Origin of the sequence: Nocardia sichangensis (assembly GCF_047200615.1) — a bacterium.
In the GTDB taxonomy this organism is placed as follows: Bacteria; Actinomycetota; Actinomycetes; order Mycobacteriales; family Mycobacteriaceae; genus Nocardia; species Nocardia sichangensis.
Genome location: NZ_JBJZOK010000009.1, coordinates 113,381 through 128,438 on the forward strand (window position 1 = coordinate 113,381; position 15,058 = coordinate 128,438).

Below are 15,058 nucleotides of genomic sequence, written 5' to 3' on the forward strand. Positions count from 1 at the left end.
TGCGACACACCAAACCGCCGACTCCACGGCGCCGCACGAGCCCGTCGGTGCGAAATCCGGAAAACGCGAAGCGGGCCCCGGGAATACCGGAGCCCGCTTCGGTGCGTAGATCAGAGCGGAATGTTCTTGTGGTGGCTGGCGCGGGCCGGGGCCGCGGCGAGCGCCGCCGCGATAATGCTGCGGGTCTTCGCCGGGTCGATGACCTGGTCGACGACACCGATGGCGATAGCGCGCTCCACGCCGCCCGCGATGCGCTCGTGTTCGGCGGTGAGCCGCTCGTGCAGCGCCTCGCGCTCCTCCTCCGGCGCGGCCGCGAGGGCCTTCTTGTGCAGGATGCCGACCGCGGCCTTGGCGCCCATGACGGCCACCTCCGAACCCGGCCACGCGTAGACCGCCGTCGCGCCGAGCGAGCGGGCGTTCATCGCGATGTAGGCGCCACCGTAGATCTTCCGGGTGACCAGCGTGACCCGCGGAACGCGCGCCTCGGCGAACGCGTGCAGCAGCTTCGCGCCGCGCCGGACGACGCCTTCCCACTCCTGGCCGACGCCGGGCAGGTAACCCGGAACGTCGGTGACCACGATCAGCGGAATGCCGAACGCGTCGCACAGCCGCACGAAACGCGCCGCTTTCTCCGCGCTCTCGGAGTTCAGGCAGCCGCCGAGACGGATCGGGTTGTTCGCCAGCACACCGACGGTGCGCCCACCGAGACGGCCCAGACCGGTGACGATGCTGCGGGCGTACCCGCCCTGCAATTCCTCGAACGACGACTCGCCGTCGACGTTGTCGAGCAGCTCGTTGATGATCGGCTTCACGTCGTAGGCGCGCTTCGCCGACTCCGGCAGCATCGCCTTCAGGTCGACGTCGCCGTGCTCGGCCGCGACCAAGTCGAATTCGCCCTGCTCGGCGAACATCGACACCAAGCGGCGAGCGCGGTGCAGCGCGTCGGACTCGTCGGCGGCCACGATGTGGGTGACGCCGGACTTCTTGCCGTGCGTCTCCGGCCCGCCGAGGGTGGCCATGTCGACCTGCTCGCCGGTCACGCTGCGCACCACGTCCGGGCCGGTCACGAAGACGCGGCCTTCCGGAGCCATGATCACGATGTCGGTCAGCGCCGGGCCGTAGGCGGCGCCACCGGCCGCGAAGCCGAGCACCACGGAGATCTGCGGGACCAGGCCGGACGCGCGGACCATGGCCTCGAAGACCAGACCGACCGCGTGCAGCGCCTCGACGCCCTCGGCCAGGCGAGCGCCACCGGAGTGCCACAGGCCGACCACGGGGACACCGGAGTCGATGGCGGTGTCGATGGCGTCGACGATGTGCTTGCAGCCCTCCACGCCCATCGCGCCGCCCATGACGGTGGCATCGGAGCAGTAGGCCACGGTGCGGACACCGTCCACCTCGCCGATGGCGGCGAGCACGCCGGACTTGTCACGCGGGTGTAGCGGAAGAATGGTGCCGGGATCGAAGAAACGCTGGAGCCGGCCGAGCGGATCGCGCGGGTCGGTCGTCGTCTCCTGATGCAACGCGGGAGCGATGATTGTCATCGCGTTGTCTCCTGACCTCGATAAGTGCGCCGCTGCCGCGGCTGCGTATGGCGAAACGCGGCGGGGCCGACCACGTCAGATGGCCGGCCCCGCCGGAATCGTTGTGCAGTCGATCGCGCGGCTATGCCCGACCGAAGGCGAGCGCTACGTTGTGCCCACCGAATCCGAAGGAATTGTTGATCGCGTACTCGATCTCCTGGCGTCGGGCTTCGCCCTTCACCACGTCGAGGTCGATCTCCGGGTCCTGGTTCTCCAGGTTCAGCGTCGGCGGAACGATGCCGTCGCGGATGGAGAGCACGGTCAGCACGGACTCCAGGGCGCCGACGGCGCCGATCGAGTGGCCGAGCGCCGACTTCGGCGCGTACACCGAGGCGTGGCTGCCCACGGCTTTGTTGATCGCGTTCGCCTCGGCGGTGTCACCGATCGGCGTCGCGGTCGCGTGCGCGTTGATGTGCGTGATGTCCTTCTTGGTCAGACCAGCGGACTGCATCGCCCTGGTCATCGCCCGCGCGGCGCCGTCACCCGTCGGGTCGGGGGCGACGAGGTGGAAGCCGTCGGAGGTGATGCCTGCGCCGAGCAGGCGGGCGTGGATGGTCGCGCCCCGAGCCTTCGCGTGCTCCTCGGTCTCGATGACCATCAGCGCGCCCGCCTCGCCGAAGACGAAGCCGTCGCGATCCTTGTCGAAGGGACGCGAGGCGCCCTTCGGGTCCTCGTTGCGGGTGCTCATGGCGCGCATCATGGTGAACGCCGCGATGGGCACCGCGTCGATGAAGCCCTCGACGCCACCGGTGACGACCATGTCCGCGTCACCCATGACGATCATCCGCCAGGCGTTGGCGATGGCCTCGGAGCCGGACGAGCACGCCGAGACCGGAGTGACCACTCCTGCCCTGGCCTTCAATTCGAGGCCGACAACGGCCGAGGGGCCGTTCGGCATGACCATCTGCACAGCCAACGGCGAAATCTTGCGGTAGCCGCCGTTCTTCAGCTTGTCCACGGAATCGATGAGGGCGTCGCCGCCTCCCAATCCCGTGCCGATGGCTACACCCAGCCGCTCCGGGTCGACTTCCGGGCTGCCCGCGTTCCGCCAGACCTCGCGACCGAGCACGGTCGCGAGCTGCTCGACGTAGGCCATGCGCCGACATTCGACCCGGGTCAGCAGGGTGTCCGGCCGGACCTTCAGGTGACCGCCGATGCGGACCGGAAGGTCGTATTCCTCGACGAAGGAATCCTCGAGAACGTCGATGCCGCTCTCGCCGTTGAGGAGTCCCTTCCACGTCGCATCGACGTCACCCGCGATCGACGTGGTCGCCGCAAGGCTGGTTACGACGACGTTGGGGAAGTTCCCGTTCAAGGTGGAAGGAGTGGTCACAGTTTCGGCCCTACTCGGCGTTGTCGAACTTGGCCTTGAGCTCGGCCGCCGCCTCAGCGTTCTCGGCCTCGAGCTTCTGGATGTAGTTGACGGCGTCGCCAACGGTCTTCAGGCTGGCCAGATCCTCGTCGGGGATCTTCACGCCGTACTTGTCCTCGGTCTGAACCGCGATCTCGACCATGGACAGCGAGTCGATGTCCAGGTCATCGACGAAGGACTTCTCGATCGTCACTTCGGAGGGCTCGATGCCGGTCACCTCTTCGATGATCTTGCCGAGTTCCTCGACGATTTGTTCCTGGGTCAGAGCGGCCACTTCGTGGCTCCCTTCTTGATACTTTGTAGGGCTCTACTGGTTTTTTTCGGATCGAGCGCGGTAATAGTTACCGCCTCTCGGTCACGACCTCGCATCACGTGATGCATGGTCGCGGAGGAAAGCTAGCCGGACACGGTCAGCTCAGCCAACGCGGGGAGGTCTTGCGGGGTCTTCAGGGCCAGCGTGGGCGTGCCCTTCAGCTCCCTCTTGGCAATGCCGACGAGGGTGCCCGCCGGCGGCAGTTCCGCCACCGCCGAAACGGCGGCCTGCCGGACGGTCTCGGTGCACAGATCCCAGCGAACAGGCCGGGTGACCTGCGCGGCGAGCTTGTCGATCGCGTCCTGTCCGGACGCGACCGGCTTGCCGTCGAAGTTCGAGAGCAAGGTTCTGGTCGGCTCGTTCGGCGTGATCTTCGTTATGGCGTCGGTCACAGCATCCTGCGCGGGCGCCATGAACGCCGTGTGGAACGCGCCCGCGACGGGCAGCGCCCGAACCCTGGCCTTCTCCGGAGGGTTCGCGGCGAGCTCGGCGAGAGCGTCCAACCGACCCGCGGCCACGATCTGGCCCACCGCGTTGCGGTTGGCCGGGACGAGGTCGAGTTCGGTGAGCCGTTCGAGCACGGCGGCCTCATCGCCGCCGAGCACCGCGGACATACCGGTCGGTTCCAGTGCGCACGCCTTGGCCATCTCCGCTCCGCGGATGGCGGCCAACCGGACCGCGTCGTCGGCGGAGATGACTCCGGCGACCGCGGCGGCGGCGAGTTCACCGACCGAATGCCCGGCGACGATGGTAGCGGCGGGCAGCTCGTCCTGGGAGATCTCCGCGAACGCGAGTAGCGCGGCGGCGACCACCAACGGCTGGGTGACCGCGGTGTCGGTGATCTCCTCGGCCGTCGCGGTGGTGCCGAGACGGACCAGGTCCAGGCCGGAAGCCTTGGACCACAGCGTGAGGCGCTCGTTCGCGCCGGGAAGGTCGAGCCAAGGCGCGAGCATGCCGGGTGTCTGAGAGCCCTGTCCAGGGGCGAACAACGCGATCACGCCTCTAAGAAAACACTGTGAGGCGGGCCGCACGAGATGTCGACGCGGATGAAGCTTCGGAAGCGGTTTTGTGGGGGTTCCACAAAAGACCACGTGGGCTGTCCGAATCGACCGATTCCGCCGATGCGTTACAAGCCCTCGGGGCCCAACGCGATCGAAGTGACTTCTGGGACAGGAGTTGACGATTCGTTACGGGTTCGTGTCAAACGACCCACTGTCGCGGCGATCCGGAGGACGTACGCGTCCCGTGGATTCATCGGATCCCGCCCGGTGATCTCGGCGATTCGCTTGAGGCGATACCGAACCGTATTTGGATGGACGTACAGCTGACGCGCACACGTCTCGACCGCCCCACCGCAATCCAGATAGGCATCGAGCGTGTCCGCCAGCGACGACCCCGCCGCAGCCAACGGTAGGACAAGGTACTCGTTCAGCGCGTCGATCGCAGCTCGATCACCCAACAAAGCGCGCTCCGGCAGCAATTCCGCCGCGTGCACCGGTCGCGGCGCCCCCCGCCAACCCACCACGGCCTCCATACCGGCCAGCGCTTCCACCGCGCTGGCGTGGGCCGCGCCCAGCGTGCGGGTGGTCGGACCGATCACCACCGGACCGTCGGAGAACACCTCCGCGAGCAGGTCGGCCAGGAACGGTGAGATCTGAGCGGTCTCCCCCAGATGCCCGGAGACCACCATCACCAGCCTGGTGCCCTGCACCACCGCGAGCGCGGCCCGCCCGTGCCGCGCCGCGATGGAATGCACTGCCCCCACCGACGAGACACCCTGCTCCCCGGGCGGCGTGCCCACCAGCACCGTCGCCGGTGCGGTGGCGTCCCAGTTCAGCGTCGCGGCCCGGGAGAGCATGTCCGGGCCGGTGTCGCCGCGCACCACGGCGTCGACGACGAGCGCCTCCAACCGGGTGTCCCACGCGCCGCGCGACTCGGCGGCGCTGGCGTACACCGAGGCGGCTGCGAAGCCGAGCTCACGCCCGTAACGCAGCACCGCCTCGGTCAGCGCCACCAGCTGCCGGTCGTTGCGCGCGAGCGCGGGCAGCCACTGCTCGAAGAACTCCATGGCGACACGCACCATGTCCACGGTCTGGCGCAGCGTCAACCGCCGCGCGAGATCCTGCGGGATCACCTGGAAGGCGTCCAGGCTGAAACGGATGTCGCTGTCCGGGTCCTGGAGCCATTCCAGGAAGTTCACCACCGCGGTCTGCACCAGCATCTGCACGCCCGCCCGCTGCGCGGCGTCCAGATCGGCGAAGAACGGCAACCGATCCTGCATCGACCCCACCGCCTCCGTGGAGAGGCGGCCGGAGAACTGCTTCACGCGTTTGAGCAGCGTGTCCGGAAGGGGGTCGCGGGTCTGCCGGTTCGGGGAGAGCGCGCCCGTCGGCAGATACACCTCGTGCTCGGAAGAGCCCTCGGAGATCCGTCGCGGCCGCGGCGGTTTACGGTCCACCATCCAATATTCCGCTATGCGAGGTCTTCGTCCGAACTCACCGCCGCCTTCGGCGCGGCGTCCACGTCGGCGATGCCGTATTTCGCCGCCGCCTCCGCGGCCTTGGCCGGGTCGAGCTTGCCGATCCGGCCGAGTCCGGCCAGCGCGGCGACCACGATGGACTGCGCGTCGACGTTGAACACCCGCCGCGCGGCCGGGCGGGTGTCGGAGAAGCCGAAACCGTCCGTGCCGAGCGTGGTGAAGTCGCCGGGCACCCACTTGCGGACCTGGTCGGGCACCGCGCGCATCCAGTCGGTCGCGGCCACGTACGGGCCGTCGACCCGCGACAGCGCCTCGGTGACGTACGGAACCCCGGGCTCGGCGCCCGGGTCGCGCAGCGCGGCGATCTCCTTGTCGAGCGCCTCCTTACGGAGTTCGCCCCACGAGGTGACCGACCACACGTCCGCCTGCACGCCCCACTCCTGCGCGAGCAGCGCCTGCGCGCGCAGGCCGTCCGGCACGGTGACGCCGGAGACCAGGATCTGGGCGCGCACCGCGCCCTCACCGCCGCGCTTGTACAGGTAGATGCCCTTGAGCAGCCCCGCGACGTCGAGGTCCTCCGGCTCGGCCGGCTGCGGGTACGGCTCGTTGTAGAGGGTGATGTAGTAGAAGACGTCCTCACCGCCGAACTCGGTGGGGCTGCCGTGCGGATGGGTGCCGGGCAGCGGCGCGGAGCCCTGCGGCGGGGTGCCGCCGCCGTACATGCGGCGCAGGCCGTCGCGCACGATGTGGGCGATCTCGAACGCGAACGCCGGGTCGTAGGTCACCACGGCCGGGTTGGTCGAGGCCAGCAGCAGCGAGTGCCCGTCGTTGTGCTGGAGGCCCTCACCGGTCAGCGTGGTGCGTCCTGCGGTCGCGCCGAGCACGAACCCGCGCGCGAGCTGGTCGGCGGCCGCCCACAGTCCGTCGCCGGTGCGCTGGAAGCCGAACATCGAGTAGAAGATGTACAGCGGGATCATCGGCTCGCCGTGCGTGGCGTACGAGGTGCCCGCCGCGGTGAACGACGCCGTCGACCCCGCCTCGTTGATGCCCTCGTGCAGGATCTGCCCGACGGTGCTCTCTTTGTAGGCAAGCATCAATTCCGCGTCGACGGATGTGTACAACTGCCCATTGCGGTTGTAGATCTTCAACGAAGGGAACCACGAGTCCATACCGAAGGTGCGGGCCTCGTCGGGGATGATCGGGACGATCCGCTTGCCGATCTCCTTGTCCCGCAGCAGCTCCTTCATCAGCCGCACCAGGGCCATCGTGGTGGCGACGTTCTGCTTGCCCGAACCCTTGCGGACCGAGCGGTAGGCCTCGTCGCCGGGCAGCTTCAGCGGCTTGGCCGCGGCGCGCCGCTCGGGCAGGAACCCGCCGAGCGCCTTGCGCCGGTCGAGCATGTACTGGACCTCGCGGGCCTCCATACCGGGGTGGTAGTACGGCGGCAGGTACGGATCCTTCTCCAACTCGGCGTCGCTGATCGGGATTCGCTGCAGGTCGCGGAAGTCCTTGAGATCCTGCAGGGTCAGCTTCTTCATCTGGTGCGTGGCGTTGCGGCCCTCGAAGTGCTTGCCGAGGGTGTAGCCCTTGATGGTCTTGGCCAGGATCACCGTCGGCTGGCCCTTGTGCGCCATCGCCGCCGCGTAGGCGGCGTACACCTTGCGGTAGTCGTGGCCGCCGCGCTTGAGGTTCCAGATCTCCTGGTCGGACAAATCCTGCACCAGCGCCTTCGTGCGCGGGTCACGCCCGAAGAAGTGGTCGCGGACGTACGCGCCGTCGTTGGCCTTGTAGGTCTGGTAGTCACCGTCGGGGGTGCTGTTCATCAGGTTCACCAGCGCACCGTCGCGGTCGGCGCCGAGCAGCGCGTCCCACTCCCGGCCCCAGATCACCTTGATGACGTTCCAGCCCGCGCCGCGGAAGAACGACTCCAGCTCCTGGATGATCTTGCCGTTGCCGCGCACCGGGCCGTCCAGGCGCTGCAAATTGCAGTTGACCACGAAGGTCAGGTTGTCCAGACCCTCCATGGCAGCGACGTGCGCGAGACCGCGCGACTCCGGCTCGTCCATCTCGCCGTCGCCGAGGAACGCCCACACGTGCTGGTCGGAGGTGTCCTTGATACCGCGATCGTGCAGGTAGTGATTGAAGCGCGCCTGGTAGATGGCGTTCATCGGGCCCAGGCCCATGGACACCGTGGGGAACTCCCAGAAGTTGTTCAGCAGGCGCGGGTGCGGGTAGGACGGCAGCCCGTGGCCGGGGCCGCCGTTGCTGTACTCCTGACGGAACCCGTCGAGCTGATCGGTCGACAGCCTGCCCTCGAGGAACGCGCGGGCGTAGATGCCCGGCGAGGCGTGGCCCTGGATGAAGATCGAGTCGCCGCCGCCCTGATGGTCCTTGCCGCGGAAGAAGTGGTTGAAGCCGACTTCGTAGAGCGCCGCCGAGGACGCGTAGGTCGAGATGTGGCCGCCGACGCCGATGCCGGGGCGCTGGGCGCGATGCACCATGATCGCGGCGTTCCAGCGGATCCACGCGCGGAAGCGGCGCTCCACCTCCTCGTCGCCGGGGAACCACGGCTCGTTCTCGGTGGGAATGGTGTTGACGTAGTCGGTGGAGGTCAAGGACGGGATGGCGACCCGACGTTCACCGGCCCGCTCCAACAGACGGAGCATGAGGTAACGCGCACGGCCGGGACCCTCCCGGTCGAGCATCTCATCGAACGACTCGAGCCATTCGCTGGTTTCCTCCGGGTCGATGTCCGGTAGGTAGGACGCCACCCCTTCGCGGATCACCCGCACCCGTCCGGCCGGCTGCGGCGCGTGCGACCCGTTCGGATCGCGGCTCGCGGCGGGCGCGGGAGCGGAGCTGGTACCAGCGGATTTCGCCGGTGCGGAAGAGTGGATCAGGTCGGTCAAATCTGCTCCTCGTACAGGGGTGGACATGCTGATGGCGTCGGTATCCCCGGGCGGGTTCGCTGGTTGGCGGACCCCCCGTTCACGAAAGGTTCGGGCGCACCATCCATCCTTGCCGATGACGCGTCCCAAATCATCATGTCAGCCGGAAATCCAGTACCGTTCGACAGGCAAGGTGAGCATGTCGAGCGTGGCAGCCCTGAGGAGCGGGAGGACGATGAAGCTGCTGAACCCACGCGGGTTCGGAATGGTGTGCGCCACCGGCGCGGTCGCCGTCGGATTGGTCGTCGCGGGGTGCGCCAACCGCGTGGAAGGCGTGGCGGGTCCGAACGCGAGCGATCTGGCGGCATACAAGACCGAGGCAGCGTCCTCGTCGGCGGCGGCGACCTCATCCAGGCGCGCTGCCGCGCAGGCCAAGGCCATCTCCGACAACTGCGGTCAGTTCCCCACCATCACCGGAGCGGGCGTCAGCAAATACAACGATTTCGTCGACGCACACGATGCGAACGCACCGGACTACGTCGCCAAGCGCGACTCGGCGGCGCAGACTCTCGAGGACGCCGCGAACAAGGTGGAAAGCGGCGTGAACTCCGCCAAGGAGTCGCTACCCGCGGACCTGGTGCCGCTGTTCACCGAATACGTGAACGCCGCCCGCGCACTGGCCGCCGAGACGCGCAAGATGACCTACACCGCCCCGGTCGCGGCGCTCAACGACGCCAGCAAGCGCGTCAACGACGCGCGCAACGCCGTCCGCGACTCGTGTCCGAAGCGCTGAGAAAGCCCTTGACACACCATCGCAACGCGACATTCGGTAGCTATTTCGCCGGATCGGCTTGCGCTGAAGCCCATAACCATGTTCGCTTGCAACTACCTACTGTCGGGAGTTGAGGAGGACGCCACCGTGGTCGCCGCGGCGGACGCGCAGAACTACGCTCAGAAGCTTGGCATCTCACACGGCTTGGTTGTCCAGGAATTGGGCTGGGACGAGGACGTCGACGACGACCTGAGGGCCGATGTCGAGGAAGCGATCGGCGGTGAACTCGTCGACGAGGACTCCGACGAGGTGATCGACGTCGTGCTGCTGTGGTGGCGGGATGGGGACGGTGATCTGGTCGACGCCCTGATGGACGCCATCGCCCCGCTCGCCGACGACGGTTTCGTCTGGGTACTGACCCCCAAGACTGGACAACCCGGCCATGTCGAGCCGAGCGAAATCGCCGAATCCGCACCGACCGCAGGTCTGACCCAGACCTCGGCGATCAGCCTCGGCTCGTGGACCGGAAGCAGACTCGTGCAGCCCAAGGCGCCCTCGAAGCAGCGTTGAGCCACCGCGCTATGGTTTCCACCAGGGTGGTGTCGCACGCCCACCCGGTGGAGACCCGACACGATGGAGGATTCGCTATGCCGCTAGAGGTTGGCACTGTCGCGCCGGATTTCACGCTGAAGGACCAGAACAACCAGGAAGTCACCCTGTCGGCTTACCGGGGCAAGAAGAACGTCCTGATCGTGTTCTACCCGCTCGCCTTCACCGGCATCTGCCAGGGTGAGCTGTGCAAGGTGCGCGACGAGCTGCCCAAGTTCCAGAACGACAACGCGGAAATCCTCGCGATCTCGGTCGGCCCGCCGCCAACGCACAAGATCTGGGCCGCGGAGCAGGGCTACATCTTCCCCCTGCTGTCGGACTTCTGGCCGCACGGCGCGGTGGCCCAGGCCTACGGCGTCTTCAACGAGAAATCGGGCTACCCGAACCGAGGCACCTTCGTCGTCGACCGCGAGGGCTACATCCGCTTCGCCGAGATGAACGGCCCCGGAGAACCCCGTGACCAGGCGGCTTGGGAGAAAGCGCTCGCCGCGCTAGATTCATAAGCCGCCGGTAACGGCACGGGCGTATAGCTCAGCGGTAGAGCTCTGGTTTTACACACCAGCGGTCGGGGGTTCGATCCCCTCTGCGCCCACAGATCAAATGCCAAGTAGAAGCCGCAAACTACGTTTGGTGCGTTTGCCCCACTCGCACTATGTGGGGCACCGGCCAGATCTACATCGGACTACATCTGCGGCCGGGTAACCCGCGCGGCAAAGCCCCCGAAGTATGCGCCTATGCGCGCACCGAATGTCGCTCGGAAGCAGCGTTGACGGGCCTAGCGTTCTTGCCGATGCGGTGCCGTCGGCGAGTGTCCCGACTGCTGTAGTGAGACAAACACTTCAGAGGGATGACGAATGAGCACGGGGGGCACGCCGATTCCGCCAGACCCGCCCGCCCCGCCGGAGAACGATCCGCCCGCACCGGGTCAGTCTTCGCGGTGGGGCAGGGTGTTCCATTGGTCGGGCGGACGGAAAGTAGCGGCCATGGCAACGACAGTGGCGACGCTCGACGCGACGATTACGCTGGCGCCCTATGGTTCACCGCTCAGTCTCTGCGCGCGACGAACAACCAGTACTCCTTATCGCAGCAGACGGCGGTCACCGATCGCTTTCGGCTGGCGGCTGAACAACTCGCCTCCGACAAGATTGACGTACGGCTCTCGGGTGTCTATCTGCTCGCGCGGCTCGGACCGCGCCACCATCACGGCAGCCACAGCGGGTGCGGCATGACCGCAGCAACCACGTACGCTACCCAGGCCTGAACACCCTCATGGGAAGCGAGCACCACACCGTGTCGATCACCGCCGACAGAACCGCCCTCACCGACCCCACCCGGCTAGCTGCGGTACGCCGTTACGAGATCCTCGACGCTCCAACCGACGGCCAGTTCGACATCATCGCGGCGACCGCCGCAGCGGTGTGCGGCACCCCGATCGCCACGGTCAGCATCGTCGACGCCGATCGGGTCTGGTTCGCCGCGACCAAGGGACTGGATGGTGTCGCGCAGGTCGGCACGGAACCGGGACTGTGCGCGTCGGCGTTCTGCGCCGAGGGCCCGTACGTGGTCAACGACGCGGTCACCGATCCGCGCACCCTCGATCATCCGTTGGTACGTGGTGAGCTGGGGCTGCGGTTCTACGCCGCCGCCCCGATCGTCACCGCCGACGGGCACCACCTCGGCACCGTTACCGCGATCGACGCCATGCCTCGGGAGTTGAGCGAGGTGCAGGCGACCGTGCTCGGCTATCTCGCCGACCAGGTCGCGCAGCACCTGGAGCTGCGCCTGGCCACCATCAAGGCGGTACGCGCCGAACGCCAGTTGCGCGACGATGCCGAGCAACGCGCCGCTGCCGCCGCCGAACTCGCCGCCCAGATACGAGCCGCGGCCGCCGTACAGGCCACCACGCCGCACCCTGAGCACTGCCAGCTCGGCGGCACCGCCGGCTGCACCGCGCCGGCCGAGCTGAAGATCGCCGATTCGTGGGGCGACTCGGCCTGGGGCTGCACCACCCACGTCGAAGAGGCCATCATCAACGTCCGTTCGGTGTTCATCGCCAACGAGGAACTCGGTGGCCTGGCCGCCTACCTCAACCGCTGACCGTCACCACGAACCAACCTCCCGGCCCCCGTGCGGCACCGGCAGCCCGGGTGACCGCCCGCCACGCGCGCACCCGCAGCTACCGGCCTCGTGGTCCACTTGTTGTTTCCCCTGGGCGTCACTGCCTTGGGCGGCATGCGCACGACGATGCGGCGGGCCATGCACGACACGACCGACGAGCTCCCGCCACCACGCGTGATCGAGTCACGCAGCGCCGATGACCCGCAGAACCCCACGATCGTGGAGTACCGGCTGGCCGAAGGCACCCTGCCACTGCTCGCCGCGGCGCTAGAACGCATCGACGGCAGAAGGTAGAGCTGACGCCCTACGCCTCCGACGCGGGATCCGCCGCTACGAGCGTCACGGTGCGGACGCTGAACGGGTAGCGGCCGGGCGCCTCGAGCACGGCCTGCACGATCGCCGACCAGTACGCGACGTGATCGAAAGTGTGTTCCCACGGGTCCGACTCCGGGGTGTCCTTGATGTAGTCGACGCCGTCCGGGTTCAGTTACGGACTCGGCCGGGTCCGTGGCGTGCGACCGGCGGGTGACGTAGAGGTCGGTGTGTGGTCGGTGCGTTTTGTTCAAGCTTTTTCTGCTTCATCTATCTAATGTCCGACCTGCCGTTTCGGTGATCGTCTGCTCGGGCGAGCGCCGAGGATGTCGAAGGGGTCGGTGGTATGACAACGACTCGGTGTGCCCGATGCGGCTATCCGTGCGCGGTGAGTGCGTCGCTAGCTCACGCGGTGGTTGATGAGACCGGGAAATCGGCATCTGTCCAGGCGGTGTCGGCACTGCGGTCGCCGAGGTGATTCTCTGCGCAGCAAGCGCTTTCGCGACAGTCGGAGTCGCCGAGGCGGCCGCGATCGTAGGAACCTCCCCCATACCGGATGTGTTGGTGACTGGGCAGGCTGAGCGGATGCTCGATTCGGCAAGGATCAACTCCCCTCGGCCGACGGTGATCGTCGGTTCGTCGACTGATCGGATCATGTCGCGTTGACCGGTTGCGACCTTTGCCTGTATCGGTCGGTGGCGCCGGGGCTGCCTGGACCTGGTGTGAGTTTCGAGCAGCAGATGCTGGCGGGAATCGAGCGGCGCGAAGACAGCGACGGCTCGGACCATCGGATGCTGCGGCGTACGCTGCGCGCCACGGCCGCGGTCAGCCTTTCGGAGGTCGAATGGATACGCCGGACGCGGGCGACTGGGACCGTCTTGCAGCCCCGGGTCAGTGTCGTCGACGGTTATGTCGTTGGCTACATCGCCCAATGGCGTGATGCCCACAGCGCACGCCTCGGTCCTGCGATCATCGACCTCGAGGTCGGCGCAGGTCTGAGCCTGCCCGAACTGCGCGACGGGTGGGGACCTGACCCACACGCGGCGGCGGACGCGCAGAACGAGTGGAAACTACCTCGTTCGGTGGCGCCCTCGGCCAGGGAAACGGTGGTGTCGGCCGACACCGAGTTCTGGGCATACGCCCTGGCTGAAGTCCAGGGTTTCAACGAAACGCTGGCAGGTGTTCCCAGCAGCGAGCGCCCGACCTGGCGATGGGCGGCAAGCCGGGTCTCCGGAGTGCTGGCGCTGTGGTCGTGGCGGATCGAACCGGACGCGCGAGGACCGTTCGCCGTCGCCGCGCACGAAATTGCGAGGTCCGCCCTCGCGGCCGGAAGCCGGGCGCGCCCGTACATCTTCCGCTCACCCGCGCCGGACCTGGAACAAACAGCGTTCGTCCTCGCGCAGCTGTGCAGGGAAGTGCACGACCCGTCCACCGAATCGAATTTGGTCGGCGCGCTGATCACCAGTATCGCCGCGATAATCAAAGCGCATCGCGAACGCGGGGAAATGGCGCGAGCGTCGAGCATCTACGCCACCGCCGTGGGTCCTCTGAAGTGGATAGAACACGACATACGCACTACAGTTCCGACCTCGATGATCGGCTGCCAACTCCGGCTCGGGCACGTCTCACCGTCCCCTCCGGGTTAGCGCCGCGCCAACCATCACAGGATTCCCCGATCAGGCCCTGGCGCCAGGGTCCGGACCGGGTTGCGACGACATCGCGAACCCGCAGTTCACCGACATCGACACCCTGCCATGTTGTCGCGCGGAGTGGCAACGACGCCTCGAACTCGCACACAAACGCATCAAAGAACTGACCGACGAAAACAAGACACTCCGCACCCGGCTCGCACTCGCCCACGGCCAGCGACGAGCCGACCTCATCACCGCGACAAAGACACCGTCCACAACGCAAAACCCCTGATCACCGACGTCATCTACCATCAGCACCCAGGGGAATGCATGTTCGACAACCCGCGCGTGGTGTACCGGCTCAGTGACGGCCGGATCGTCGAGCCCGGCCGCCTCTACCGGCTGCGCAACGGAAAGTGGGCCGAGCCGTGGCCTCGCAGCTGCCCGCATCGCGGGCATCAGTTCGGCCCGAGACAGATGCTCGTCGGGTCGTTGGCCAGCTTCAGGCTGGCGGTCTGCACCGCCTCCACTGGTGCATCCGGTGTGGTCACGTCGTCTACACACCGCCCGTCGGTGCGGACTGCGAGCACCCGACGACGCGGTCGAGCTGATCGGATCAGCTGGCGAGATCCAGGAGGTGGACGGGCGGGTCCTCGTCTTCGGCGGCGCCGCAATAGCAGGTTCCGGCGCAGTCGGTGCACGTCGAGCACCCCAGGCACCACGCCGACAGGTGATGGCCGCACTCGGCGTTCCATTCCGCATCGAGGGTGACTGGGTGCGGGATGAGCGGACCGCCCTGATCGTATGAGCGAAACTGCATAACCTGAATGGTCACCCCAGCCTTCCGCCCTTCCGTCCCGGCCTTCCGGACGGCACGTGGGGTCCAGTTGAACGGAAACTGGCGTTAGCTGGGCTGGTGCCCGAAACACCTTGCTGTGGAGAATCATTCGTGTTGATTGCCATCCCCGAGTGACCACCTCG

At 67.4% G+C, this 15,058-nt stretch carries 14 protein-coding genes and 1 tRNA gene; 8 read left to right on the plus strand and 7 right to left on the minus strand.

Translation table 11 applies throughout. The annotated features are described in order from the left end of the window. Positions 1-110: 110 nt before the first annotated feature. The 6 genes from ACL03I_RS14970 to aceE all read right to left on the minus strand — a co-directional run bounded on the left by ACL03I_RS14970 (position 111) and on the right by aceE (position 8,656). The gene (locus ACL03I_RS14970; RefSeq protein ID WP_355072748.1) at positions 111-1,544 is read right to left on the minus strand and encodes an acyl-CoA carboxylase subunit beta; all 1,434 of its coding nucleotides are present in this window, start codon (positions 1,542-1,544) and stop codon (positions 111-113) included. Between the two features lie 121 nt (positions 1,545-1,665). Next, positions 1,666-2,916 carry a KasA/KasB family beta-ketoacyl-ACP synthase gene (locus tag ACL03I_RS14975; protein WP_355072747.1) on the minus strand — a complete coding sequence of 417 codons (1,251 nt, stop codon included), beginning with the start codon at positions 2,914-2,916 and terminating at the stop codon, positions 1,666-1,668. 10 nt (positions 2,917-2,926) lie between these two features. Then, positions 2,927-3,229, minus strand: a complete 303-nt coding sequence (gene acpM / locus ACL03I_RS14980) for a meromycolate extension acyl carrier protein AcpM (RefSeq protein WP_039796877.1) — start codon at positions 3,227-3,229, stop codon at positions 2,927-2,929. A 122-nt stretch (positions 3,230-3,351) separates the two neighbouring features. Beyond that, positions 3,352-4,266: an ACP S-malonyltransferase gene (locus tag ACL03I_RS14985; RefSeq protein WP_355072745.1), complete on the minus strand. Its 915-nt coding sequence runs from the start codon at positions 4,264-4,266 to the stop codon at positions 3,352-3,354. Positions 4,267-4,394: 128 nt separating this feature from the next. Then, positions 4,395-5,729: a PucR family transcriptional regulator gene (locus tag ACL03I_RS14990; protein ID WP_355072743.1), complete on the minus strand. Its 1,335-nt coding sequence runs from the start codon at positions 5,727-5,729 to the stop codon at positions 4,395-4,397. Between the two features lie 11 nt (positions 5,730-5,740). After that, complete coding sequence (aceE, locus tag ACL03I_RS14995) at positions 5,741-8,656, minus strand: pyruvate dehydrogenase (acetyl-transferring), homodimeric type (protein WP_397281517.1); 2,916 nt, start codon at positions 8,654-8,656, stop codon at positions 5,741-5,743. Between the two features lie 214 nt (positions 8,657-8,870). Between aceE and ACL03I_RS15000 the strand changes: the two genes are divergently transcribed. The 8 genes from ACL03I_RS15000 to ACL03I_RS15035 all read left to right on the plus strand — a co-directional run bounded on the left by ACL03I_RS15000 (position 8,871) and on the right by ACL03I_RS15035 (position 14,092). Continuing rightward, positions 8,871-9,428 carry a hypothetical protein gene (locus ACL03I_RS15000; RefSeq protein ID WP_364427669.1) on the plus strand — a complete coding sequence of 186 codons (558 nt, stop codon included), beginning with the start codon at positions 8,871-8,873 and terminating at the stop codon, positions 9,426-9,428. A gap of 126 nt (positions 9,429-9,554) precedes the next feature. Beyond that, the gene (locus tag ACL03I_RS15005; protein ID WP_355072984.1) at positions 9,555-9,977 is read left to right on the plus strand and encodes a DUF3052 domain-containing protein; all 423 of its coding nucleotides are present in this window, start codon (positions 9,555-9,557) and stop codon (positions 9,975-9,977) included. Between the two features lie 77 nt (positions 9,978-10,054). Further along, a complete protein-coding gene (locus ACL03I_RS15010; protein ID WP_355072739.1) occupies positions 10,055-10,519 on the plus strand; it encodes a peroxiredoxin in 465 nt (154 codons plus the stop codon). Positions 10,520-10,536: 17 nt separating this feature from the next. Further along, positions 10,537-10,608: transfer RNA gene (locus tag ACL03I_RS15015), tRNA-Val, on the plus strand. A 255-nt stretch (positions 10,609-10,863) separates the two neighbouring features. Continuing rightward, a complete protein-coding gene (locus ACL03I_RS15020; protein WP_412806228.1) occupies positions 10,864-11,277 on the plus strand; it encodes a hypothetical protein in 414 nt (137 codons plus the stop codon). Positions 11,278-11,285: 8 nt separating this feature from the next. Further along, positions 11,286-12,113, plus strand: a complete 828-nt coding sequence (locus ACL03I_RS15025) for a GAF domain-containing protein (protein WP_412806229.1) — start codon at positions 11,286-11,288, stop codon at positions 12,111-12,113. A 135-nt stretch (positions 12,114-12,248) separates the two neighbouring features. Continuing rightward, positions 12,249-12,428, plus strand: a complete 180-nt coding sequence (locus tag ACL03I_RS15030) for a hypothetical protein (RefSeq protein WP_412806230.1) — start codon at positions 12,249-12,251, stop codon at positions 12,426-12,428. A gap of 740 nt (positions 12,429-13,168) precedes the next feature. After that, positions 13,169-14,092 (plus strand): hypothetical protein, encoded by a 924-nt coding sequence (locus ACL03I_RS15035; protein WP_412806231.1) that lies wholly within the window; start codon positions 13,169-13,171, stop codon positions 14,090-14,092. A 601-nt stretch (positions 14,093-14,693) separates the two neighbouring features. Here ACL03I_RS15035 and ACL03I_RS15040 read toward each other — a convergent pair. Further along, complete coding sequence (locus ACL03I_RS15040) at positions 14,694-14,897, minus strand: hypothetical protein (RefSeq protein WP_412806232.1); 204 nt, start codon at positions 14,895-14,897, stop codon at positions 14,694-14,696. Positions 14,898-15,058 lie beyond the last annotated feature (161 nt).